This is a genomic window from Wolbachia endosymbiont (group B) of Athalia cordata, from assembly GCF_947251845.1.
Classification (GTDB): domain Bacteria; phylum Pseudomonadota; class Alphaproteobacteria; order Rickettsiales; family Anaplasmataceae; genus Wolbachia.
On record NZ_OX366383.1, the window covers coordinates 1,276,069 to 1,299,094 of the forward strand.

At 33.9% G+C, this 23,026-nt stretch carries 28 protein-coding genes and 3 pseudogenes; 11 read left to right on the forward strand and 20 right to left on the reverse strand.

Annotated elements, in window-relative coordinates; all coding sequences use genetic code 11:
- Nucleotides 1-45: 45 nt before the first annotated feature.
- The 4 genes from OPR30_RS05915 to trmD all read right to left on the reverse strand — a co-directional run bounded on the left by OPR30_RS05915 (nt 46) and on the right by trmD (nt 3,326).
- The gene (locus tag OPR30_RS05915) at nt 46-843 is read right to left on the reverse strand and encodes a phosphoribosylformylglycinamidine synthase subunit PurQ (protein WP_064085770.1); all 798 of its coding nucleotides are present in this window, start codon (nt 841-843) and stop codon (nt 46-48) included.
- Nucleotides 840-2,090, reverse strand: a complete 1,251-nt coding sequence (locus OPR30_RS05920; RefSeq protein WP_265030648.1) for a PstA family ABC transporter permease — start codon at nt 2,088-2,090, stop codon at nt 840-842. The genes OPR30_RS05915 and OPR30_RS05920 overlap by 4 nt, the downstream gene beginning before the upstream one ends.
- 163 nt (nt 2,091-2,253) lie before the next feature.
- Complete coding sequence (rplS, locus tag OPR30_RS05925; RefSeq protein WP_265030649.1) at nt 2,254-2,631, reverse strand: 50S ribosomal protein L19; 378 nt, start codon at nt 2,629-2,631, stop codon at nt 2,254-2,256.
- The gene (gene trmD / locus OPR30_RS05930; protein ID WP_265030652.1) at nt 2,628-3,326 is read right to left on the reverse strand and encodes a tRNA (guanosine(37)-N1)-methyltransferase TrmD; all 699 of its coding nucleotides are present in this window, start codon (nt 3,324-3,326) and stop codon (nt 2,628-2,630) included. The genes rplS and trmD overlap by 4 nt, the downstream gene beginning before the upstream one ends.
- A gap of 65 nt (nt 3,327-3,391) precedes the next feature.
- Here trmD and purC point away from each other — a divergent pair, with 65 nt between their 5' ends.
- Nucleotides 3,392-4,114, forward strand: a complete 723-nt coding sequence (gene purC / locus OPR30_RS05935) for a phosphoribosylaminoimidazolesuccinocarboxamide synthase (RefSeq protein WP_265030654.1) — start codon at nt 3,392-3,394, stop codon at nt 4,112-4,114.
- On the opposite strand, the gene purM is transcribed toward purC, so the two are convergent.
- Complete coding sequence (purM, locus tag OPR30_RS05940; protein WP_264730070.1) at nt 4,111-5,148, reverse strand: phosphoribosylformylglycinamidine cyclo-ligase; 1,038 nt, start codon at nt 5,146-5,148, stop codon at nt 4,111-4,113. The genes purC and purM overlap by 4 nt on opposite strands.
- A gap of 137 nt (nt 5,149-5,285) precedes the next feature.
- Between purM and OPR30_RS05945 the strand changes: the two genes are divergently transcribed.
- The 3 genes from OPR30_RS05945 (at nt 5,286) to virB9 (ending at nt 6,928) form a co-directional block, all read left to right on the forward strand.
- Entirely contained in the window at nt 5,286-5,561 is a 276-nt protein-coding gene (locus OPR30_RS05945; protein ID WP_012481935.1) for a hypothetical protein, read from the forward strand.
- Entirely contained in the window at nt 5,546-5,911 is a 366-nt protein-coding gene (locus OPR30_RS05950; RefSeq protein WP_265031125.1) for a histidine phosphotransferase family protein, read from the forward strand. The genes OPR30_RS05945 and OPR30_RS05950 overlap by 16 nt, the downstream gene beginning before the upstream one ends.
- Before the next feature lie 231 nt (nt 5,912-6,142).
- Nucleotides 6,143-6,928 carry a P-type conjugative transfer protein VirB9 gene (gene virB9, locus OPR30_RS05955; RefSeq protein WP_265014869.1) on the forward strand — a complete coding sequence of 262 codons (786 nt, stop codon included), beginning with the start codon at nt 6,143-6,145 and terminating at the stop codon, nt 6,926-6,928.
- A gap of 7 nt (nt 6,929-6,935) precedes the next feature.
- Here virB9 and OPR30_RS05960 read toward each other — a convergent pair whose 3' ends face one another.
- Both OPR30_RS05960 and mraY read right to left on the reverse strand, forming a co-directional pair.
- Nucleotides 6,936-7,529 (reverse strand): ribonuclease HII, encoded by a 594-nt coding sequence (locus OPR30_RS05960; protein ID WP_007302272.1) that lies wholly within the window; start codon nt 7,527-7,529, stop codon nt 6,936-6,938.
- A gap of 5 nt (nt 7,530-7,534) precedes the next feature.
- A complete protein-coding gene (mraY, locus tag OPR30_RS05965; RefSeq protein WP_265030656.1) occupies nt 7,535-8,515 on the reverse strand; it encodes a phospho-N-acetylmuramoyl-pentapeptide-transferase in 981 nt (326 codons plus the stop codon).
- Between the two features lie 157 nt (nt 8,516-8,672).
- On the opposite strand from mraY, the gene OPR30_RS05970 reads away from it, so the two are divergent.
- The 3 genes from OPR30_RS05970 (at nt 8,673) to OPR30_RS05980 (ending at nt 10,265) form a co-directional block, all read left to right on the forward strand.
- Complete coding sequence (locus tag OPR30_RS05970; protein WP_265030658.1) at nt 8,673-8,795, forward strand: hypothetical protein; 123 nt, start codon at nt 8,673-8,675, stop codon at nt 8,793-8,795.
- On the forward strand, nt 8,788-9,633 hold the full coding sequence (locus tag OPR30_RS05975; protein WP_265030661.1) for a hypothetical protein: 846 nt from the start codon (nt 8,788-8,790) through the stop codon (nt 9,631-9,633). The genes OPR30_RS05970 and OPR30_RS05975 overlap by 8 nt, the downstream gene beginning before the upstream one ends.
- 68 nt (nt 9,634-9,701) lie before the next feature.
- A complete protein-coding gene (locus OPR30_RS05980; protein WP_214303133.1) occupies nt 9,702-10,265 on the forward strand; it encodes a DNA-3-methyladenine glycosylase in 564 nt (187 codons plus the stop codon).
- 294 nt (nt 10,266-10,559) lie between these two features.
- Here the strand turns inward: OPR30_RS05980 and OPR30_RS05985 are convergent.
- From OPR30_RS05985 to OPR30_RS05995, 3 genes and pseudogenes are all read right to left on the reverse strand, one after another.
- Nucleotides 10,560-11,838 (reverse strand): annotated as a pseudogene (locus OPR30_RS05985) (IS4-like element ISWpi18 family transposase).
- A 216-nt stretch (nt 11,839-12,054) separates the two neighbouring features.
- Nucleotides 12,055-12,279 (reverse strand): annotated as a pseudogene (locus OPR30_RS05990) (helix-turn-helix domain-containing protein); the annotation flags it as partial.
- A 149-nt stretch (nt 12,280-12,428) separates the two neighbouring features.
- The gene (locus tag OPR30_RS05995) at nt 12,429-13,448 is read right to left on the reverse strand and encodes an Mrp/NBP35 family ATP-binding protein (RefSeq protein WP_265030663.1); all 1,020 of its coding nucleotides are present in this window, start codon (nt 13,446-13,448) and stop codon (nt 12,429-12,431) included.
- Nucleotides 13,449-13,527: 79 nt separating this feature from the next.
- On the opposite strand from OPR30_RS05995, the gene OPR30_RS06000 reads away from it, so the two are divergent.
- Entirely contained in the window at nt 13,528-14,898 is a 1,371-nt protein-coding gene (locus tag OPR30_RS06000; protein WP_265027635.1) for a WD_0033/WD_0034 family tandem repeat-containing protein, read from the forward strand.
- A 79-nt stretch (nt 14,899-14,977) separates the two neighbouring features.
- On the opposite strand, the pseudogene OPR30_RS06005 reads toward OPR30_RS06000, so the two are convergent.
- From OPR30_RS06005 to rsfS, 3 genes and pseudogenes are all read right to left on the reverse strand, one after another.
- Nucleotides 14,978-15,135, reverse strand: a pseudogene (locus tag OPR30_RS06005) (IS4-like element ISWosp8 family transposase); the annotation flags it as partial.
- A 142-nt stretch (nt 15,136-15,277) separates the two neighbouring features.
- Nucleotides 15,278-16,540: a tyrosine--tRNA ligase gene (gene tyrS / locus OPR30_RS06010; RefSeq protein ID WP_265030664.1), complete on the reverse strand. Its 1,263-nt coding sequence runs from the start codon at nt 16,538-16,540 to the stop codon at nt 15,278-15,280.
- A 228-nt stretch (nt 16,541-16,768) separates the two neighbouring features.
- Entirely contained in the window at nt 16,769-17,086 is a 318-nt protein-coding gene (rsfS, locus tag OPR30_RS06015) for a ribosome silencing factor (RefSeq protein WP_007302263.1), read from the reverse strand.
- 128 nt (nt 17,087-17,214) lie between these two features.
- Here rsfS and OPR30_RS06020 point away from each other — a divergent pair, with 128 nt between their 5' ends.
- Genes OPR30_RS06020 through OPR30_RS06030 form a run of 3 tightly spaced genes read left to right on the forward strand, consistent with a single transcriptional unit; the run spans nt 17,215 to nt 19,073 of the window.
- The gene (locus tag OPR30_RS06020) at nt 17,215-17,814 is read left to right on the forward strand and encodes an AAA family ATPase (RefSeq protein ID WP_064085464.1); all 600 of its coding nucleotides are present in this window, start codon (nt 17,215-17,217) and stop codon (nt 17,812-17,814) included.
- Nucleotides 17,807-18,295, forward strand: coding sequence for an RNA pyrophosphohydrolase (locus tag OPR30_RS06025; protein ID WP_264375990.1), 489 nt, complete (start codon nt 17,807-17,809; stop codon nt 18,293-18,295). The genes OPR30_RS06020 and OPR30_RS06025 overlap by 8 nt, the downstream gene beginning before the upstream one ends.
- The gene (locus OPR30_RS06030) at nt 18,285-19,073 is read left to right on the forward strand and encodes a TatD family hydrolase (RefSeq protein WP_265030666.1); all 789 of its coding nucleotides are present in this window, start codon (nt 18,285-18,287) and stop codon (nt 19,071-19,073) included. The genes OPR30_RS06025 and OPR30_RS06030 overlap by 11 nt, the downstream gene beginning before the upstream one ends.
- Nucleotides 19,074-19,078: 5 nt before the next feature.
- Here the strand turns inward: OPR30_RS06030 and mdh are convergent, their stop codons facing one another.
- Genes mdh through OPR30_RS06065 form a run of 7 tightly spaced genes read right to left on the reverse strand, consistent with a single transcriptional unit; the run spans nt 19,079 to nt 22,863 of the window.
- Entirely contained in the window at nt 19,079-20,023 is a 945-nt protein-coding gene (mdh, locus tag OPR30_RS06035; protein WP_211907691.1) for a malate dehydrogenase, read from the reverse strand.
- A 3-nt stretch (nt 20,024-20,026) separates the two neighbouring features.
- Nucleotides 20,027-20,602 (reverse strand): NADH-quinone oxidoreductase subunit C, encoded by a 576-nt coding sequence (locus OPR30_RS06040; RefSeq protein WP_017532371.1) that lies wholly within the window; start codon nt 20,600-20,602, stop codon nt 20,027-20,029.
- A gap of 1 nt (nt 20,603) precedes the next feature.
- The gene (locus OPR30_RS06045; RefSeq protein WP_007302257.1) at nt 20,604-21,107 is read right to left on the reverse strand and encodes a NuoB/complex I 20 kDa subunit family protein; all 504 of its coding nucleotides are present in this window, start codon (nt 21,105-21,107) and stop codon (nt 20,604-20,606) included.
- Nucleotides 21,098-21,451 carry an NADH-quinone oxidoreductase subunit A gene (locus OPR30_RS06050; RefSeq protein ID WP_064085468.1) on the reverse strand — a complete coding sequence of 118 codons (354 nt, stop codon included), beginning with the start codon at nt 21,449-21,451 and terminating at the stop codon, nt 21,098-21,100. Before OPR30_RS06050 ends, OPR30_RS06045 begins: the two co-directional genes overlap by 10 nt.
- A 17-nt stretch (nt 21,452-21,468) precedes the next feature.
- Nucleotides 21,469-21,837 (reverse strand): HIT domain-containing protein, encoded by a 369-nt coding sequence (locus OPR30_RS06055; RefSeq protein WP_006014413.1) that lies wholly within the window; start codon nt 21,835-21,837, stop codon nt 21,469-21,471.
- A 6-nt stretch (nt 21,838-21,843) separates the two neighbouring features.
- Nucleotides 21,844-22,125 carry a hypothetical protein gene (locus OPR30_RS06060; protein ID WP_320109774.1) on the reverse strand — a complete coding sequence of 94 codons (282 nt, stop codon included), beginning with the start codon at nt 22,123-22,125 and terminating at the stop codon, nt 21,844-21,846.
- A gap of 3 nt (nt 22,126-22,128) precedes the next feature.
- Entirely contained in the window at nt 22,129-22,863 is a 735-nt protein-coding gene (locus OPR30_RS06065) for a hypothetical protein (protein WP_265030669.1), read from the reverse strand.
- Nucleotides 22,864-23,026 lie beyond the last annotated feature (163 nt).

A 23,026-nucleotide genomic window follows, 5' to 3' on the forward strand; every position in this document is an offset into this window, starting at 1 on the left:
CTTTTTATGGCTTAAAAACTTGTTGTATGTAACGTATTGTAATACTTACGCAAAATATTTTAGTGCATTCTCAAATATGAGCATTCCATCACCATATTTTGGCATAGCCACTCCTGAACGTTTACATTTTTCTTTTTCAAGAGGCCAGTTGTCCTGCTGAGTAAAAAATATTCCTCTCTCTGGGTGAGGCATTAAAGCTAAAACTCTACCACTTTTGTCTGACAAAGCTGCCAGGTCGTATATAGATCCGTTTGGATTGTAAGGAAATTGTAAATTTGCATAGTCACCATTTTCATCAACGTAACGCAGTGCAACGGAATTATTTTCAATCAATTGATTTAAAATATCTTGATCCATAAAAAACCTGCCTTCTCCATGAGCAACAGGAAGATATAGCTCACTCAGGCCCCGTAGCCAAACAGAACTACTCTGCGGATTAACTCTCACTCTAATCCAACGACATTGGTAATTACCTATATCATTAGAGGTTAAAGCTAGATTAGAGAATTCTGGAACTAATTTTACTAATATCTGGCAACCATTACATATCCCTATAATAAGCTTATCCTGAGATAAGAAATTTTGAAATTCGTCTAACAAGTTGTTTTTTATACGCAAAGCAAATGCATTACCAGCACCAGTATCATCACCATAGGAAAAACCTCCTGGAATTGCAAGTATATTGCTTAATTTCAGTTCACTTGGATTATCTATAATATCATTAATGTGAACGATTTTTACTTCAATATTATTAATACCAAGCTTTCTGCTGCATTCCATAAATGCAAATGCAGTTTCTTTTTCGCAATTTAAGCCATAACCAGATAGGATTGTAATTTTCATGAATCAAAAAACTCGAACTTTCTTTTTACAAAATTTGCTATTAAATTCAAAGCAAATAGCATTAACAATAAAGCTATAATTGCAATGGCAGCAAGCTCAATAAATGCAATTTCAGGACTACTTGACCATATGTATATTTGTACAGGTAAAACAGTTGCCGGATCGAAGAAGGATGTAGGTGTATCAGCAATAAATGCTACCATGCCTATCATAAGTAAAGGGGAAGATTCGCCTAAAATCCTTGCAATTGCAAGCACTGCACCATGTATTATCCGTGGCAACGCAATCGGTAAAGAGTGATCCAATATCACCTTGATGTGAGGTGCACCTAGCGCAAACGCTGCATCTTTTATTGCAATAGGAACGTTTGTAAAGGCATTTTTTGTTGCAATAATAATATTAGGCAGCATCATAAATGAAAGAGTCATCCCGCCAACAAGCGGTGAAGAACGGGGTAAACCAAATATGCCCAAGTAGAGAGTCAGTCCTACCACACCAAATATTATCGAAGGCACTGCAGCAAGGTTATTCATGCTAATTTCTACAATACTGGTTATTAGCCTATTTCTAGGCATAAATTCATAAAGACAGATACCTGACATAATCCCTATTGGCAATGCCAACGCTAAGCATACTATAATTGTCATTAATGAACCGATAAATGCCCCTAAAATCCCTGCATTCTCAGGCTCACAAGAATCAGACTTAAGAAACAGAGACTTATTAAAAAATTTTCTTACTCTTCCCTTCTCTTTTAACCAATCAAGTAATTTAGCATAATGATCATTCAAACATTTATTTTTATATAGTGAATTGATCACACTCGATGCGGTAAACCAAATCTCATATTCACCACTATTTTTTACTCTCTTAAGAAAAAACCTCTCTAGCTCCTTGTAAGAGTTACGACTTAAAATTTCGTCACTGTCTTTAAAGTCAATTCCTTCAAACACTTTATGTAAAGAGTTATTGAGTAGTCTAATGGACTTATATCGTAAATCACCAGGATTATTAGTTAAAATAAGATCAGCATTTATTTCAACTGGCAATAAAATTTTCGTTACTGTTAAAGCACTGTAAGAGTTAACTAATATACTTAGTAATATACATATAGGACACCCAATTGAGACAATCAGTGCTGTAAAAGAGCAAAAGCATAAAATGTTGTTCTTTTTATTTTTTCTTTTTACACGAGCATGTACGCGCCTTGACTGAAGTAACTTAAGGAAGTTTTTCTTTATACTCATTTACTTTTCTTTATATGAGGATTTGAAAAAACTTTCCCCTTTTTCCAGTGATTGACACTGGGATGACACCACAGCGGGAGGCAAACGTACAGTTGTGCGCCACACACTGGGATAATAAGAGAGAGTTTTGAGATGATACAATTGACATCACTCCCTATTGTATCTACTTAGATTTTTTTTTAACATAAGTAGTACGTTCTTTGATCCTTGCAGCTTTCCCAAATAGCTTGCACAGATAATATAATTTTGCTCTACGGACCTTTCCCTTTCTTATCACTTGTACTGAAATTAATGCAGGAGAGTAAACAAAAAATTGTGATACTATACTTTCTCCATGATTTACCTTTCTAACTGAAAAAGAAGAGTGTAATCCACGATTTCTTTTTGATATACATACGCCCTCAAATATCTGTATACGCTCACCCATACTATCAACTACCTTAAAAGTGACCTTCAAATCATCGCCAGGACAAAAAGCTGGCATCTCTTTGGCTAATCTTTGTATTTGTTGTTCGTTAAATTTTTCAAGCAAGTTTGTCATTTATCATCTCCATTCAACAATTCAGGTCGACGTTCCTTTGTTCTAACATATGACTGTTCCCTTCTCCAATCACTTATTTTTCTGTGATTGCCAGACAACAGAACCTTAGGAACTTTGTACCTACTCCACTGCTCAGGCCTAGTATATTGAGGATATTCAAGCATACCACCACTATAACTAAAACTTTCTTCAGCAACGCTATCGAAATTATTTACTACACCTGGAAGAAGCCTAATACATGCATCAAGAACCACCATTGCAGCTGGCTCACCTCCCGAAAGTATATAATCTCCAATACTTAACTCATAAGGAGTATACACATCAATTACTCTTTGGTCAACACCTTCAAATCGACCACACAATATTGTTACATGAGGAATTTCTGTTAGCTCCTTTGCAATGCTCTGATTAAATTTTGTACCAGATGGAGTCATATAAATAAATCTAGTATTTTTATGAGCAGAAAGCACATTATCAACTGCATTACCAATCACATCTGGGCGCATAACCATCCCTGCTCCACCTCCGTATGGAACATCATCCACAGTTGAATGTTTATCTTTTGCAAAAGAACGAATATTTATTACTTCAAGGTTCCATATTTTTTTTTCTAACGCTTTTCCGGCAAGAGAATAGTTCAAAAACCCGGGGAACATTTCTGGAAATATGGTTAACACTGTAACACTAAACGTCATTAGCAAATTTGTAGTAAACTAAGCAGCAATTTGATATTATCTTATAGTATACAGCTAAATTAATCATGTCACTGAATAAAACGATATACGAAGGTAAAGCCAAAGTCATTATTGAAACTGAAGACTCATCAACTGTTATACAGTACTTTAAAGATGATGTTACAGCGTTCAACAAGAAAAAATATGAAATTATTGAGGGCAAAGGAATAATTAATAATCATGTTAGTGCTTTTATCATGGAAAAGCTTGAAGAAGCAGGAATTAGCACGCACTTTATAAACACTCTAAACGAAAGAGAACAGCTAGTCAAAAAACTCAAGATAATACCTCTTGAGATAGTGGTTAGAAACATTGCAGCTGGCAGCTTTTGCAAACGTTTTAATATCAAAGAAGGTGAGACACTTACATCTCCTATAATCGAGTTTTTTTACAAAAATGATGACCTAGCCGACCCAATGGTGAATGAAAATCACATACTATATTTTGGTTGGTTATCCAATAAAGAAATGGAAGAAGTTAAAACTACAACTTTAAAGATCAACAAAATCTTAGTCGACCTATTTTCAAATGCAAATATATATTTAGTTGATCTCAAGTTAGAATTTGGCAAATTGATAAACAACAGCACTAAAATCATTTTAGCCGATGAAATCAGCCCTGATAATTGTAGGCTATGGGATAAAAATACGCATAAAAAGCTAGACAAAGATGTTTTCCGTTTAAATCTAGGAAACTTAAAGGAAGCATACTCAGAAGTTGCAAAAAGACTGTCAGTAAAGTTAGACTAACTAAATACTACTCTATCAAGTGGAGGGTTACATGCCTCATCAAGTTTTCCAATAATCTCAATTTTTTCTCCACGCTTTTGGAAATGGCTTTCCACATCCTTCATATTATCGGGATCTACAATCAGTACTATACCTATGCCGCAATTAAATGTTTTTAACATTTCTCTCTTTTCTATTTTGCCTTCTTCTTTCAGCCATAAAAATATATCTGGCCATTTCCAAGAATTAATATTTATGTCTACAAATAAATTTCCTGAGAGAATTCTTGGGATATTGTCTATTAACCCGCCACCTGTTATATGCGCAATGCCTTTTACCTTTGGCATAATAGGCAACAAAGAATCAACATATATCTTTGTTGGCTTAAGTAATATTTCACCCCAAGATTTATTATTCCATGGAGATATATCATTATAATTTATACCTAAGCTTTTAAAAATATGGCGCACCAAAGAAAATCCATTTGAGTGAATTCCATTTGATTCTAAACCAACTACACAGTCACCTGCTTTCATTATACTACAATTTGGAAGAATTTGCTTTCGATCAACAACACCAACCACAAACCCTGCAAGGTCATAGTGATTGTTACCATACATTCCAGGCATTTCTGCAGTTTCTCCACCAACTAATGCTATTTTAGATTCCTTGCACCCTTCTGCAATGCCCTGGATTACAGACAATAAAACGTTTTTGTTTAAAACGCCTGTTGCAAAGTAATCAAGGAAAAATAAAGGTGTTGCTCCTTGTGCAAGTAAATCATTTACACACATTGCAACTAAGTCTATACCTATAGTATCATGCTTATTCACCTCTTGAGCTATTAATAGTTTTGTGCCCACTCCATCAGTTGAGGAAACAAGTACTGGATGGTCGTATTTCTTACTCAGCGAAGAAAAGTCAAACAATGCAGAAAATGATCCTACTTCACTAATTACTTCTTCTCCTTTAGTCTTTTCAATAATAGGTTTAACTTTTTTTATTAGTTCATTATATAGTTTAAGGTCTATTCCAGATTTAGCATAAGTATTCATAACGCCTTCATAAATCTTATAATTATTAATACTACATTAATGCTTTGACACAAAAAGCGCAACGAAACTTTCTCTTAAATTGACTACTACATGCCTACCAATATAGGGTTAACTTAAATCATTTATACTTTTATCCAATGAATAAAAACATAATGTTAATAACAGAATGCCTATCAGGACGAATTCTTCATGATTTTGCTAGTTCTATGCAAGGAATAGTGGGTGGATTGGAAGAGCTTGAAGAAAACAATCCTAATATGCAAAACGAAGCATTGTCATTGCTTAAAGAAAGCTCTGATGATTTAATATATAAATATAAAGTTATGAAGCAAGCGTATTCTCATTCATCAGATAATTGCAGCTTTGTTAAGACTAAATCCAATATAGAAAATTATTTATTAAAAAAAAAGTAAAGCTTCAGTGGGGAGTAAGTGAATGCCCTACAGAAAACTTAATTGAAAAAATAAATAAGATAATTTCCAATATGGTGATAACTATAATCAGTGCAGTGGCACAAATTGAATTAGTGTCTATTTTACTGACTAAAACGGAAGATAAAACACTACTAACTATAAAAGTAGTAAATGAACATAAATCAATAAGCACATCATTAGTAAGCAAGTTAACAAAAAAAAATGATATTAGTTTGGATACAAAAGACATTATTATCTATATGACTTCTTTACTGTTAGAACAGTATAACACTAAAATCAATTGCACTTGTGAAAGTAATTCACTGAATATAGGCTTAACTATAACTTGAGATGGCTTCATATTTCATGAAAAGGACTCGATACTATAAATTTGAATCTTGGATAAGGAAAGAAAAAATTTTGTGGAGTAACCTAGACATAAAATCTGTAGTTAATTTCTTTTTCCTGCAGTAATGAATTATTATGAAGCTTGCATTTTCTGTCGCTTACTACTGGGATAGTTTGATAGTTGCAGTACATGTCTATCAATGATAAAATGAAGATCAGTTTATTTTGATACTATGATTAGGGTACTCTTTGTTGCACTATTATTTTTTTGTGGTGGTGATGCACTTGCAAAACAGGAACCACGACCAATAGCTGGTGATAACCACATAAAGGTAATGAATTATAATCCACAGGCTATACATAAGTACACGGGCTTTTATGGTTATCAATCCAGCATATTGTTTGAGCCAGGGGAGGTAATAGAGAGTCTTTCAATGGGTGATGCAACCGGTTGGCAACTCCTTCCTCAAGGTAATAGATTATTTATTAAGCCTATAGATGATATTGCCGATACTAATGCAACTATAATTACCAATAAAAGAGTTTATTATTTCGAGTTTCATGCTGAAGAAGCAAACGGGCTAGATGATCCAAGGTTAGCATATGAAGTAAGGTTTCTTTATCCACTGTTCAACAGTGATGAAATTTATTCAACGAGTAACGGTGATATTCTAGAGCAAGCTAGTCATACCACTATCCCTGATATAAGTGATATTGAGGTTATAAAGAAAGGCTTGAATTTTAACTATTCCATCTCGCACGTTAAAGGCAGTCAATCAATAATACCAATTAAGGTTTTTGATGACGGAAAATTTACATATCTACAATTTAATAAAATAAACTCTGATTTCCCGGCAGTTTTTATGGTTGATTCTGCAGGATATGAATCCTTGATAAATTTTCGTACAGTTGATGACTACCTGATAATTGAAAGAGTAAGCTCGGTATTTACCTTAAGAAACGGATCAAGCACAGTCTGCCTGTTTAATGAAAACATACCTTTCAAAAAAGGTAAGTGATTAAAGGCTATAGTATTCTTATAGGTGCAAAATTCTTTCTATGGTGCTTCGTAATTCCATGAAGGCCAATAGCGCTGAGGTGTTCTTTTGTTCCATATCCCTTATTTTTATACCAATTATATTGAGGATGTTTATTATGCAATTCTTCCATAAGCCGATCTCTTGTAACTTTTGCAACGATTGAAGCAGCTGCGATTGATATACTTAAGCTATCACCATTCACTATAGATTTTACTTGCCATTTTACTTCAGGTGGTTGATTACCATCAACTAGCACATAATCTAGTTCTAGATTCAAGTTTGCCAACGCACGTTTCATTGAAAGCTTTGTTGCTTGCAAAATATTGTATGAGTTTATTTCTTCTACGCTTGCCATTCCTATACCAAATTTTGCAACAGACGTTATTTTTTCGTATAGAACTTGCCTACACTTAGGGGTTAGCTTTTTTGAGTCGTTTATTCCATCAATAACCGTATCTCTATCAGTAAATATTACAGCTGCAGATATCACTGGACCGGCAAGCGGACCTCTTCCTACTTCATCTACTCCTGCTATAATTCCTGATAATGTATTTTCTAATGAAAAGTCTGGATATTTCATAATTCCTATAATAAGAAAGTTAAAGCAAAAATCGAACAAGCAATAGAAATTATCCAAAATTTTATAACTATTGTATTTTCTGACCACCCTTTCTTTTCAAAGTGATGATGTATTGGTGTCATAAGGAAAATTCTTCTTCCTGCTCCATATCTAAATTTTGTATATTTAAAATATGATACCTGAATAATCACAGATAAAGTCTCTATTACAAAGATTATTCCAATAACGGCAAAAAGCATTTCTTTTTTAATTAGAACACTAGTGAGTCCTAAAGCTGCACCGATTGATAGGCTTCCAACATCACCCATAAATATTTTTGCTGGATGTGTGTTAAACCACAAGAAACTTAAAATAGCTCCTATAAATGCAATGCAGAATAAAGTAATGTTTACATCTGTCTGAGTGATGTATGCAATTAGCCCCAAAAAAGAAAAGGAAGTAATGGCTTGAGTTGCAGCAAGGCCATCTAGGCCATCTGTAAGATTCACAGCATTAGAAGAGCCGACAATTACAAATGCAGCAAACGGAAGATATAGATAGCCAAGGTCGATTTCTACTTCTCTAAATAGAGAAATTTTTGTAAAACCTTCAGCAGATTGTAGCTTAAGTATAAACATACAGACCAGAGTAACGACAAACTGAATAAGTATTTTGGTTTTTGCACTTAAACCTCGGTGGTGATTTGTCTTCAATTTTAAATAGTCATCAATAAATCCAAGTAGAGCAAAAAATAGAGTTATAAATACCAGCAATGAAATTTCTGGTGTTAATTGAGTCCAAAGCAGGATTGGTAATAAAGCAGAAGTTAGTATTATTATTCCACCCATAGGTGGTATATTCTTTTTTGTTATTAAATGACTTTCTGGTCCATATGATCTGATTGGTTGTCCATCTTTACTTATCTTTTTTAGAAGTTTTATAAAATAGGGAAAGAGAATAAACCCAAAAATAAATGAGATAAAAAACGTCTTTGTAGATGAGATCACCTGCCTATTCAAAATTAACTAGATATTATACCAAAAGCTTTACCTAATCTCAATTTATACCTTTTTATCAGCTCATTTTATTTGGAGTAAATTTAGTTATTGATTAGTTATAGCAAAGTTTGCATACTGATATTTAGTTAATGGTAAGAGGTGGCATATGTTAGATTATATTAAAAAGCTTTTGTGGGCTACTACAGTACCTGATAATGAGAGTAGAGTTAAAAGTTCTTACACGCATATAGTAGAGAAACCTTCTTTTGGCAGCTTCAAAGTTGAGTAAGGAAGAAAGGTCAGAAGAGCATCTTGTTCTTCTAAAAGGTAAAGGCAATAGCTCTGGTACAACTGTAACAGAAGGATCGTCTAGTATTCAGAATGCAGTATCAGGCAAGAACAAGCGTGAATATATTAAATTAGACAGTGATGAAGAATGGGATAAATTCTTTAAGTTACAGAATGATCCAGACACTAATACTACAAACAAAGAACCTTTTTCTCCGAAGAAAGGAGAATCTCACTATCATGGTAAAGAGATTGTAGGCAAGATTGCTGACCAAATTAAGGCAGAGATATCGAAGGTATATACCATAGAGTCCATAATGATAAAAGAAGGCAAAAGGGAAGAGAATATTGTTTATCCTACCGTGAGAGTTGTGCTACATGCCAATAAAGAAGGAGTAGATATAGCTAAACTTCTAGGCGGTAGTATATGTAAAGAGTATGGTGTAAGAACAATTACATTTTGTCATCCTAATCAAGAAAAAAAGAGGGGGGCATCTTGCTATAGTGATAATGAGGAAAGAGTTTATGAAATAATGAGTGGGTTATATGAAATGACTTTAAAGTGGTATGTTGATGGAAGAGAATGCAAAGTTAAAGTTAACATTGATGGTAAGAATGGTGTAACTCTCCTTGAAGGCAACGGTGTTACTGCAGAGCAGTTGCGTGCAAATAAAGAAGTCAAAATAGGTAAGAGACGTGAGCCAAAATCTTTATATGAAGCGTTAGTACCGCAATTGCAACAAAAGAGCTCTGAATCAGTCAAGGTTTTACAGCAGCCTTCAACAGATGTAACAAATGTGACAACAACACCAACTTCTACTTCTCAGAAATGCTCTTGACTAAATAAATAAGAAAAAGCAAAAATAGTATAACTTGCTTACAAATGTAAGTAACTTGTACTTCTATGATGAATAACACAATATTACCAAGAAATTTCTATGAACGGCCAACTTTAACCGTAGCTGGGGAGCTGCTAGGGAAGATGCTGAAATTTTCTAATTTTAGTGGAATAATAACTGAAGTTGAAGCGTATATAGGAATGGATGACCCAGCTTGTCATGCAGCAAGAGGCTATACTAATCGAACCTCAGTAATGTTTGGTACGCCAGGGTTTTCGTACGTATATTTTATATATGGAATGTACTATTGTCTAAATATTGTAACAGAAGCAGAAGGATTCCCAGCAGCAGTGTTAATACGAGGATTAAAGCTCACTGAACCGCTTGAAGCAAATTTAGGCGGGCCAGGCATACTGTGCAAAAAATTAAACATTACAAAAGAACATAATAAACAAGACCTTACTATAAGTCATGAATTTTGTCTCTATGAATATCACCTCAAACCAGATTATGTGTGCACTCCAAGAATCGGAATTAGTAAAGGCAAGGAGAAATTTTGGCGATTTAAAAGTTGCGTTTTAGCAGAAATGCCTAAAATCACACTCAACAATAAATATAGACCTCCTGCATAAACTAGATAAAAAGGCAAATAGCCTTTTATGTTTACCAACAATAGACTTCTTGGATAACCTAAGGATATTTTTTGATCTTCTATGGGGGAGTTGAACATCACTGCCATTAAGTTAAGGGAAAGAGAAGTTAAGATTGGACAAAAAATTTGAAGTGATTGATAATTATGGTAAATACTAGGGTGAATTTTTAAGAAAAGGGAGTCTGAAAAGTGCAAGTTATTTAAAAAAGTAATAATTGCAGGTTATTTTGCAAAGAATGTACTAATACAATGATACTGAAAAGATATCTTGAATTTAAAACACATGTTTTCTAGCTCTTTTCTGGTAGTTGAGTGAACGAATATCAGATATCTTATGACGATCAACTCTTCTCCCTTTTCTTACCACTAAAGTGTTCATCAAAAATAACTGTGATAGTCGATCCATAATGCAGTCTATGTCTGACTCTGTAGAAAAAATATCAAAGGCTAAGTTTTTAATCGCATTAAATGAGACAGATTTATTGATGCTTTTTTTTAGTTTACTATTCTGTGCGCTCAATGTCTCTTCATCATCTTCTATCATGATACTTTCTAGATTACTGATGAAGATAGTTGACCAAAAATCCTGCTTGATAGTTTCAATACTTTTTCCTGTGAAATTCTCTAAATTTAATCTTCCCTTCAGCCTAGAAAAAAATGTTTCTACTCCCCAGCGCAAGTAATATAATCTCTCAAACTCTTCGACTGTAAAACTTTGCTCATCTAACAGATGATGTTACTAACACTTCAACTTCTCCAGAAGAAAGTATTATTTTGACTAACCTGAATTTCATCTCATCAGGTAATCCTAGCTTTCGTAGCTGTCTTGCTACTTTAATAGGTGCGGTAGACACTACCACCGTACTAGATGGGCTTTCCGGCTTAAACATAGCGTTTATTTCATTGAAAGACGAACTTGGACAGCGAATTATATAATTGATTTTCCTTCCTGTAAGCTCAGCAAGAAATCGATAAGATACGTATCCTCTATCACAGATTAACAAATCGTCTGATTTTATGGATTCAAGCATACCGATCGCTAAATCAACCTCATAGCTGTCACCTCTACTTAGCACAGATTTTATTGCAATATTATTTAGCACATCGTAGCAAACTTCAAAGGTTGCACTTGTATAGTCTTCAAATCTCTGGATTCCATTCCATACTGCTCTTGAGCTAAACTCGCCTATTATTTTGTCGCTCTTTGGCAGAATCAGTATTGAAGCATCAAATGCAAGTACTCTGAAGCCATGGTGGGTTTTAAATTCCTGATCTTGGTAGTATAGGGAAACTATATCATCATTTAACTCTGAAAACGCAGTATGCTTTAGCTTCTTTCTTGCTTGAGTAAATGCACTTGCCGTAATTGTGTAATCTTTTCTTGTATGCAGAACAAACTCATTAAGCATTACTTGTAATGACTTTACACTCTTTCTAAAAATCAGGAGAAATACATTAATGAAGGGCAGCTTTCTTTTTCGTGAGAAGTCTTTTGAGGATGCTCTGTGTGCGTTTATAAAGTTTAAACTCATCAATTTATTTTTTATAAACATGATTATTCTTTTTTTTACTCATGTCATTACTTCTTTTAATTTGTGGATCTTACCTGATTTTACAATACAGTCCATCACTTCCCCTTAACTTAATGGCAGTGAGTTGAACATTCCCTTTTTATAAAACTTTTGCATACTCCTATTTAACTTTAATAGCTCTTTATCTTCCTGAAATCTGGATGTTTTATCAATGCATCTTCTATTCAGCCGTTAGCAAGAACTTTCACTTATTCCATAGCTTTGCGCTATATGGAAATATGTACGGTATTTACACAAATATTCGAGTGCTATTAATAAATATATTTGGTTTTCCTCCTCTTGCCTTTTTCTTGGCCTCTTCCTCTATTAAAATTTCTATTATTTTTCCAATGTTTTTCTTTTTACTCCTCTTAGTCTTCGAAGCTTCTCTTCATCAAGTTTACTTACCTGCTCAAAATTTATACCTTCCCTAATATTGCTTCTACTACTTTTTTCTTAAGTTATCCAAGAAGTCTATTGTCTGTTCAGATACGAGGTCGCTGCTGCCATTTGAAATATTTTATTCACCTAAAATTACATTCTACCTATTTTAAAAGTAGTTTAAAAAAACTTTATAGACTGCATACAAAAGACCTAACATCTTTAGCAATGCCTTCATAAATCCTTACTAAATCCTCACTTAGTATTGAAGGATTTCCACAATCAGAAGCACTACATATTTGCGGATCTAGAGGAATTCTGCTCAAGAGTTTGACTCCCAGCTCTTCAGACATTTTTTTTGCACCACCTTTTCCAAATATGTGTATTTTTGAATTATCTTGAACAAAATAGCTCATATTTTCCACAATGCCGATAATTGGCACGCTGAGCTTTGTGAACATATCATAAATTTTTTGTGCATCGACTAAAGCAAGCTCCTGTGGAGTTGAAACTATTATTGCTCCAGTTAAACTAAAATTCTCCATCAGACTTAAATGTACATCGCCAGTGCCAGGCGGTGTATCAATGATTAAATATTCTATATCAGACCACCTTGTTCCCATTAGCAAATTGTAAAGTGCTTTTGTGATCATAGGTCCACGCCATATTACTGCGCGGTCCTTATCAATAAAATAGCCAATTGAAATAGTATAGAGACCATGTTTCTCTATAGGCATTGCTTTACCACTCTGTATTTCTGGTTTTAATTTCTCAGTGCCCAACATTTTAGGAATCGAAGGACCATATATATCTGCATCAACTAGCGCAACTTTATGTTTTAATTCTGCTAACGAAAGAGCTAGATTTAGTGCAACTGTCGACTTACCCACACCTCCTTTACCAGAAGCAACGACAATTATATTTTTCACTCCTTCGATATGAAGTTTAGCTTTTTGTTGCCTAGCTTGTTTTTGACCAGTAGCAACTACAGTAACCTTTCCTACTCCCGGTATCGCCTTAACAGCTTGCTCACAATTTTTTCTTAATTCTTCATTTGGCTCAGTAACTTCAAGAGCAAAAGCAACATCTTTACCCTTAATAACAATTGAGGATACTACACCAACATTCTTACCACTTTTCTTCTCTATAACCTTTTTTAGGCTCTCTCTTACGATTTCCTCATTAACCTGTGTAAATTTTTTCCAGAACATATGATGAAATTTTTTCTATTGGTGTATACTAACATAGAATAATTAAACTGCACTGACTTTAAAGCGAGGTTACAAGAATATGCTAAATGATAACAACTTAACACAAGCACAACGAAATTTGCATTTTAAGTTGAAAAAGGTAATATCAAATGGTGAGGGAATTAGTAATATCTTGAAAGTAGCCTCAGAGAATGATTTACTAAAAGTTCTTACAATAGGATATACTACACAATTTCCAAGAGGTGGGGAACGCACTTTAACACTACTTAGCCTCGCCATATTCAAATGTAATGACGAATGCGTTAATTCTATTTTAATACATTCTCAAAATAACGGTACACTGCAAGAGATTATTAATACTGAAAATATTATAAACTATCAAGATAGTCTGATATACACCTTAACATCGCTTGGCTTTGCTATACATTACAATAAGCCAAGATATATTAATGATATTTTAACAAAAGCCCAGGACAGTGGAATACTACAAGATATTCTTGCTGCTAGAAATATTGTACAGTATTTCAATACTAAGGAGTATGCTTTAACACCACTCAGTTTCTCTATATATAAAGGTAATAAAGAATGTATCAGTTCTATTTTAGAAAAAGCTCAAAATAATGATATGCTGCAAGGCGTTTTTATTGCTGAAAATATTTTACAGTTTTCAGATGGTCTGACGCATATTTTAACACCAATTAGCTTTGCCATATATGAAAATAATAAGGAATGTTGTAACTACATTTCAACAATGATTCAAAATAATGTTGTATCGCAAGATATTCTGAATAATTGGACATACATTTTAACATTGCTTGGCCTTGCTATATATAGAAATAACAATGAGTATATTAATTCTATTTTAAGACAAGCTCAAAATAATGGTACGCTGCAAGAAGTTCTTACTGCTAATAAAAATACTATGTGTTCTCCAGATGGTTGGACGTACAACTTAACATCACTTGGCTTTGCTATACATGAAGGTAATCATGCACATATTAATTCGATTTTAACTCAGGCCCAAAATAGTGGTATATTGCAAAATGTTCTTGCTGCTAAAAATACTGTATATTCTCCAGATGGTTGGACGTACAACTTAACATCACTTGGCTTTGCTATACATGAAGGTAATCATGCACATATTAATTCGATTTTAACTCAGGCTCAAAATAGCGGTATATTGCAAGAGATTCTGACTACTGAAAATACTATAAACTATAAAGACGGTCGGACGTACAGCTTAATACCACTTGGCATTGCTATATATAAAGGTAATATTGAATGTATTAATTTTATTCTAGCACAAATTAATGATATGCCGCAATACATCATCTATGCTGCCTTTCAACCAACTGCAGCGATTAATGAAAGGAATACTAGGATTAGTAGTGCATTAGATAATGTATCTATTTCTTCTAGGTATGTTAGAGAAAATAGCAAAGTTAATTAATTTCTTAAGTAACTCTTTCTTGCAAGTACTACTTTTTTATGTATCTGTTCAGGCAATGGCGTTAACTTAAGAGAATAAATTAGCAAGCTCTCCTAAAGACATTATGGCGTTTAGGCTTATCTACTTTATTGCGGCTATACAATCTTCACGTTAACTTTAGTGCGTATTTTAAAAAGGGCTTGAAAATTTTTTGGTTCCAACAAGCACCTGATAAAGTTTTTGTTTCATTATAGCAAATCGACAGCAAGAAACTGCTAGCGATAGTAGGGTTGCCTAGCGATTCTGCCACAGTATCAGCTGCTTCAATGATATCCATTTGTCCCTATAATTGTCTTTTCCCGCCTACCTTATTTTACCACTCTGCTGAACAGAGACAAATTTACTTTCTTACTTCACTCACTAAAATTTTAATATGACGTTTCTTTCCTGCAGACAATTTTATGAATGACTGATCTTTGAAGCTCTCAGAATTTATTATATAGTTAACATCATTTATAGTATTATCATTAACTTTACATCCATTTCCCTGTATTAAACGCTTTGCCGCACCTTTTGAAGGTTCAAAACCGGTGTCATGAAGCAAGTCTATCAGGAGTATGCCATTTGCAACTTGTTCTCTTGTGATGGTGTAACCAGAAAGCAATGAACTGTCTTCATTTTCAAAAGCAGAGATTGCAGTAAGTCGTGCAGTTTCTGCTTCTTTATCACCATGACATATTCTTGTTACCTCTGTTGCCAAGACCTTTTTTGCTTCGTTTGTTTCTTGATCCTTCAAGGACTCTAGTTTTTTAATTTCATCAATTGATAAATCAGTGAAAAGTCTCAAAAAACGACCAACATCTTGATCATCAACATTGCGAAAATATTGCCAGTAGTCATAGGGCTTTAGCATGCTACCATCAAGCCATACTGATCCACTTTCAGTTTTGCCCATCTTTTTTCCTTGTTCGTTTAATAAAAGAGGTGTGGTAAGACCAAACAGCTCAGGTAAATTTAACTTTTTGCCAAGTTCAATTCCGTTTACTATATTTCCCCATTGGTCTGACCCTCCAATCTGGAGACGACAGCCATACTTTTTATTCAACTCGACAAAATCATAGGCTTGTAACAACATGTAATTAAACTCGAGAAAGCTTAGATTTTGCTCCCTATCTAGCCTAATTTTCACACTATCAAAGCCTAACATGCGATTTACAGAAAAATGTGTCCCTATATCACGCAAAAAGTCTATATATTTTATGTTATCTAACCAATCTGCGTTGTTTACTATGATTGCACCAGTTTTTCCATAATCGAAAGATATCATCTTCTCGAGGGTTTTCTTTATACCAAGTATATTTTGATTGATATCTTCTATCGGCAAGACGCTTCTTGCTTTGTCTTTACCAGATGGGTCACCAATTTTTGTTGTGCCACCTCCAAGTAGAATTATTGGCTTATAACCGAATTTTTGTAGGTGACGGAGCATCATGATTTGAATGAGATTGCCAATATGCAAACTTGGTGCCGTACAATCAAACCCAATGTATGCAATTATATAATTATCTTGTGATAATAGCTGTTCTAACCTATCAATGTTTGTACATTGATATAGGTATCCTCTTTCTTGAATGAAGTTTAAAAACTCGGATTTATGTTTCATAATATGTTATTTTGTGTGTAAACGGTGTTGTTAACGATGGCGTCATTCCAGTGCTTGACGCTGGAATCCAGTTTATTATGAAATTTCATCAAAAATGTTGTATAGTGTGCTCGTTTATGATTAAGTTTTCTAGATTCCAGCGTCAAGCACTGGAATGACACCACCAACTTCATAAGGGTTGCCTTCAAAATTACAACATTTGAAAGTGTATACCAGCTACCTGGATAATCAATTCCATAACTCTTCTATCTTATAATATTCTCTTACTTCTGGCCTGAATAGGTGAACCATTATACCTTGAAAATTCACAATCACCCAGTTACCTTCATCCATACCTTCTACATCTATTTTATCATATTGCTTGAGATTTTTCATCACGTGCTCAGCTAATGCTTTTACATGGCGGCTCGAATCACCGGATGCAATGATCATATATTTTGCAATGACAGTTTTATTCTGTACATCAAAAGTAACTATATCTTGACCTTTGTTTTGATCTATTACATCTACAATTGTATTTTTTATTGATTCTGTATCACCATTCATTATTCTAAATTATATAATTTATCTGTAATGATACACTCAAAATTTCTGAATATGAACTATTTTTGATATGTTTCTAGTGTAATGTTTATAATACATATATTTGTAATATATGATAGTTTTCTGATGGTATGATCATTTACTTAATCGGATTTCCGGGTAGTGGCAAACTTACGATTGCAAAAGAGCTGTGTAATATTATTGATGGGGTGATAGTAGACAATAACCTGTTTAATAATATCATATTTGATATGATCGATTTCAGAAACGCTGAGGTTACAAGTGAAATATGGGAAGAAATTTTTGTGATTAGAGAGAATATGTTAGCAATATTGGAAAAATACCATATAGAATCAAAGCATTATATATTTACAAACGAATTGATAAAAGGTGATTCCTATGATCAAAAAGTATATAACTCAGTGGTGAATTTAAGTAAAAAAATGAACGTGGAGATTCTCCCTGTGGTGTTATATTGTAATAGTGGAGAACTAGTAAAGCGCGTTCAATTAAAGGAAAGAGAGCAGGAGAGAAAAATTACTGATTCAGATTTTGCTATGAGAAGAATTAAAGGAAAGAAACTATTTGTGCCTCAAGGTTCACTTGAAATTGATAACTCAAACTTAAGCGCAAAAGAAGTTGCAAAAAAAATTGTTGAAAAAATGAATAGTAAAAAAGTAGTTGGAACTTCTATGATAGATAATTTAGCAACAGAGAGTATTTGTGATTAGTGAGGAGAAAGAGTATCGCCCTTGTGTTGGCATAATGTTATTTAACAAACAGGGAAATATTTTTATTGGAAAACGTTTTGATAGTGACTCTTATTGGCAGATGCCACAAGGAGGAGTTGATGAAGGTGAAGAGCTAGAGCAGGCAGCGCTACGTGAGCTATTGGAAGAAGTTGGTACTGATAAAGCAGAAATTGTGGCTAAAAATAAAGAGTGGATACACTATAACTTACCTGAGGAAGTTATACCAACATGCTGGAATGGGAGGTATTCTGGCCAAAAGCAAAGGTGGTTCTTAATGAAATTTTGTGGGAAGGATAAGGATATTAATATTAACTATACTGATCATCCAGAGTTCAAAGAGTGGCGTTGGCAAAATGTGGATGATTTGGTAGCCAGTGCCATACCGTTCAAAAAAGAAGTTTATAAAAAAGTGATAGAAGAGTTTTCTTCTATCATAAAAGGATCTATTTATGATAGTTGATTCTCATTGTCATCTAATTTATTTTTCTGATGATGAAATACCAAAGGTAATTTCAAGAGCAGAGCAAAATGGTGTGAGAATTTTGCATAACATATGTATAAGCATTAATGATATCCCTAAATTATTAAAAATCTCTTCATCCTATGATCAAGTCTACTGCTCCGTTGGTATACATCCGCTTGATACTACTATAGAAAATGGTGAGTGTATACATGTTGATGAATTAATTGAGTTTACTAAGGGTCAAAAGGTAATTAGTATCGGTGAAACCGGATTAGATTTTTATAAATCTGATAACAAAAGCAATCAAAAAAAAAGTTTTGCATCACATATAGAAGCGGCAAAAGTAACAGGATTACCTTTAGTTATTCACACTAGAAATGCTGATAGTGAGATGATTGATATGTTAAATTCAGAAATGAAGAAGGACGCTTTTAGTGGAGTAATGCATTGCTTTGCTTCTTCTAAAGAGCTTGCTTATAAGGCTATGGACTTGGGATTATACATTTCATTTTCTGGAATTATTACTTTTAAAAATGCGAACTTACTAAGAGAAATTGCACAAAATGTGCCACGTGAGCGTGTTTTAGTTGAAACTGATGCACCTTATCTATCTCCTGAGCCTTACAGAGGAAGAAAAAATGAACCGGCAATGGTGAAATATGTTGTGAATTGTTTAGCAGAATTATGGAATGAATCGCCGGAACAAGTAGCAAAAATAACTACAAATAATTTTTTTAGACTGTTTTCGAAGCTTGAGCTCAAAGAAATTCTATAGGGCAATTAATTTAGCTGACAGAGCTCTTTTACTGCACTTACAGATTTATAAAACATCTCTTGTTCACTATCGTTCATTTTAACTTCTAGAACTTTCTCAACTCCATTTTTGCCAATAATAGTAGGAACACCAATGAATAAGTCTTTCACACCATATTCACCATTAAGATAAGCAGCGCATGGTAATATACGCCTTTTATCTTTTAAGTATGATTCTAGCATACTTATGGCTGAAGATGCAGGAGCATAGTATGCAGATCCAGATTTAAGTAGATCAACTATTTCTTTTCCACCATTACGAGTGCGCTCAACTATTTCATCAACTTTTCCTCGCGTAATCAAACCCATCTCAATGATTTGGGTAAGTGGAATGCCAGCAATTGAAGCATAATTGATTAGTGGTACCATAGTGTCACCATGTCCTCCAAGCACAAAAGCAGATACATCTTCGACAGAAATATTTAACTCACTTGCAAGAAAATAACGAAAACGAGCAGAGTCAAGCACTCCTGCCATACCAACAATCATATTAGTTGGCAGACTTGAAGATTTGTATACTACTGAAACCATAGCATCTAAAGGATTGGTAACCACTATTACAAATGCGTTTGGAGAATGTTTTTTAATATTTTCCCCAACCTCTTTCATTACTGCAGCATTAGTTTGCAGAAGGTCATCTCTGCTCATTCCAGGTTTTCTGGCAATGCCAGCAGTTATTATAATTGCGTCAGAGTTTTTTATATCTTCATACCTATTTGTACCAGTAATATTGACATTAGATCGATCAATAGGAGATGATTCTGTAATGTCAAGCGCTTTACCTTGTGGTATTCCATCGCTTACATCAAGCAAAATAACATCTCCTAGCTCTCTTAGTGCAATCATATGGGCAAGCGTTCCACCGATATTTCCTGCACCAATCAAAGATATTTTTTTTCTTTGTGCTGTCATTTTCTACTCCTTTATATTTACTTTTGTGGCTTTACTACCTTCCCAAGGGGATAAGCTGTCAAACATACGAAAATCTTGCGGTAAGTCTATAGGATTATATACAACCTTTTTTGCCTCTATATCGTATCTTACTTCCTCGTAGCCAGTGAGAGGAAAATCTTTTAACATTGGATGACCTTTGAATCCATAATCCGTTAAAATCCTACGTAAATCTGGGTGATCAGAAAACTCTATTCCATACATATCAAATACTTCACGCTCAAACCACGAAGCTGCGTTAAATATCTTTGCTACACTTAGAGGTATATCACCTTCACATAACTGAAGCTTTATGTGCACTCTGATATTGTGTACAACGCTGAGCAAATTGTATATTAGCTCGAAACGTTTTTCTCTATCTGGGTAATCAACTCCAAAAACGTCAACTAATAATTCAAGCCTACACTTTTCATCATCACGTAGAAAGAGTAAGTGATTTTCAATGTCATTCAAAGCTGAATATATTACAATAGTGCCATCATTTTTCTGAATACATTCACATTTAGTCTTTTTTTGTATGTATTTTGCAGTTTTATCCATGCTATATATTTTTAGTTCGTTTTATTTTATTTTGTAGACATAGCATTCCATATAGCAACGCCTCAGCAGTTGGAGGGCATCCAGGAACATACACATCAACTGGCACAATTCTATCGCAACCACGGACTACTGAGTAAGAATAATGATAATAGCCACCGCCATTTGCACAACTTCCCATAGAGACGACGTATTTGGGATCTGCCATTTGATCATAAACTTTACGCAATGCTGCTGCCATTTTATTAGTTAACGTGCCAGCAACAATCATAACATCTGCTTGCCTTGGGCTTGCACGAAAGATTATGCCATATCTATCAAGATCATAACGACTGGATGCAGTGTGCATCATCTCTACTGCGCAACATGCAAGACCAAATGTCATTGGCCACAATGAACCAGACCTTGCCCAGTTCATTATATAATCTATTAAATCGCCAAATTTAGTGATAAGAAAACCTTCTTTTTTGTAACGATTCCAGTCGCCATTAGATAAATTTATTCCCATTCCAACGCACCTTTACACCACTCATAAATAAAGCCTATAGTAAGTATTGCAAGGAATATCATCATAGACCAAAATCCGCAATAGCTTATTTTAGATAAAGAAACGGCCCAAGGGAAAAGAAAAGCAATTTCTAAATCGAATATTATGAACAATATTGCAACTAAGTAAAATTTTATGTCGAAACTTTTTCTGGCTCTTGATAAAGGATTAAAGCCACACTCATATGTAGAAAGCTTTTCACCATCTGGGTTACTGACTGCAAGAAACATAGGTAATACACCTAAAGTAAAGGATACTACAATTGATACACAGATAAAAATTAATATGGTTAAATATTCACTCATTTAAAAAACATATAACACTATGAATTTACATGCTTTCCTAATCTTTTACCACCTAAAATATGTATGTGAAAGTGCGGTATAACTTGCTCTCCATCTTTACCGTGATTAGTAACTAATCTATATCCTGTTTTTTCTAAGTTATATTTATGTGCTATTTCTCTAACAGTTTTAAAAAAACTTACTATTTCCTCTTCGGAAGCTTTCAGAACAAAATCATCATATGAAACGTATTGAGCTTTTGGTATAACTAGAATATGAACTGGTGCATCAGGATACTTATCACGAAAAGCTAGCACATTTTCATTTTTATGTATTTCCTCATAAGACAACTCACCTCTTAATATCTTAGCAAAAATATTAGTGTCATCATAAGCTGTACTACCCATACTTTATTAAATTCCTGGTCCTCTTCTATTTTGCTTATGATTTGGTGTAGAAGGTGGGCTTATTGCTGCTTCGCTAGAAGCATCTTCAAGACTTGAAACGTCTTTTAGCTGTATATCTTGTCCACGCAAAACTGACCCATAGTCCATTTGGTGTCTTTTTGAAAACGTTTCTATTCTTTTTGCCCTTCTTGCAGCAATAACTTCTGGTTGTAAATGATACATATCTCCAGGAACAGTTAGGCTATGATACCTTTCCTCTATTTGAACTTCTTTCATAACACTCTCCATAATTTATTTCCCCCTACCTCTTATGCTTTCGCAACTTTCAAAATCTTGTTTAATAGCTTTTTGCCAATTATTTAAAATTTTCTCTGATGACTTTTCTTTACCTATAGACCTTATAACTTCTTGTGACTGTTGCTTTTTACTATCGTATCCACTATACAACTTTTCTGCAATATCATACAGCAACTTTCGGTCTGTGTGAACTTTAAACTCTCCACCAGTAATTTTTGCCAAATTTTTGAGATCATAATCAATTTTATTATAAATTCCTTCAAGAGCGTACTTTTTCATTACTTTTTCGTCTATACCTGGATTTTTATCTTTTATTTCTTGGATAATCTTCTCAACATCAACTTCAATTACAATTTTGTTTTCTTCTCTAAAAATAGTTATATTTGGCAGATCTTTCCTTATTTTATCTAATTTCTCTGGACTCAAGTAAGGTATATCCCCCGTTAAAGTTCTTGACGCTAAAAAACTTACCTTACCTTTTTCTTGTTTTGTTATTTGTATGCCAAGGTACTTACTAGCTTCTGTGGTTTTTATAGGTGGGTCATATTTCTCTTCTTCTTTAGTTACATCACTCACAGCCTTTTTTAATGAAACTTTAGCATCATGCTTCATTTCATCAATTGAAGCAAACGGTTTCTTTATAGGATAAATAAGTGCTTTAGGCACAAGAAAAAACACGCCTTTTATCTTAGCCAAAATAGACTTTTTATTTGACTCATCTTTTGCCATACATACCTCCAAGTCACTTTCTACAATCAGATAGTAAAATACACCCAATTATAGACGAAAATATTTAAGCTTGTATATCTATTATAAGATGAAATTATAGAGATAGCAATCATTATTTGTACATTACCAAAGTATGTAGTATTTTTGCTGCTTTTCTTGTTCA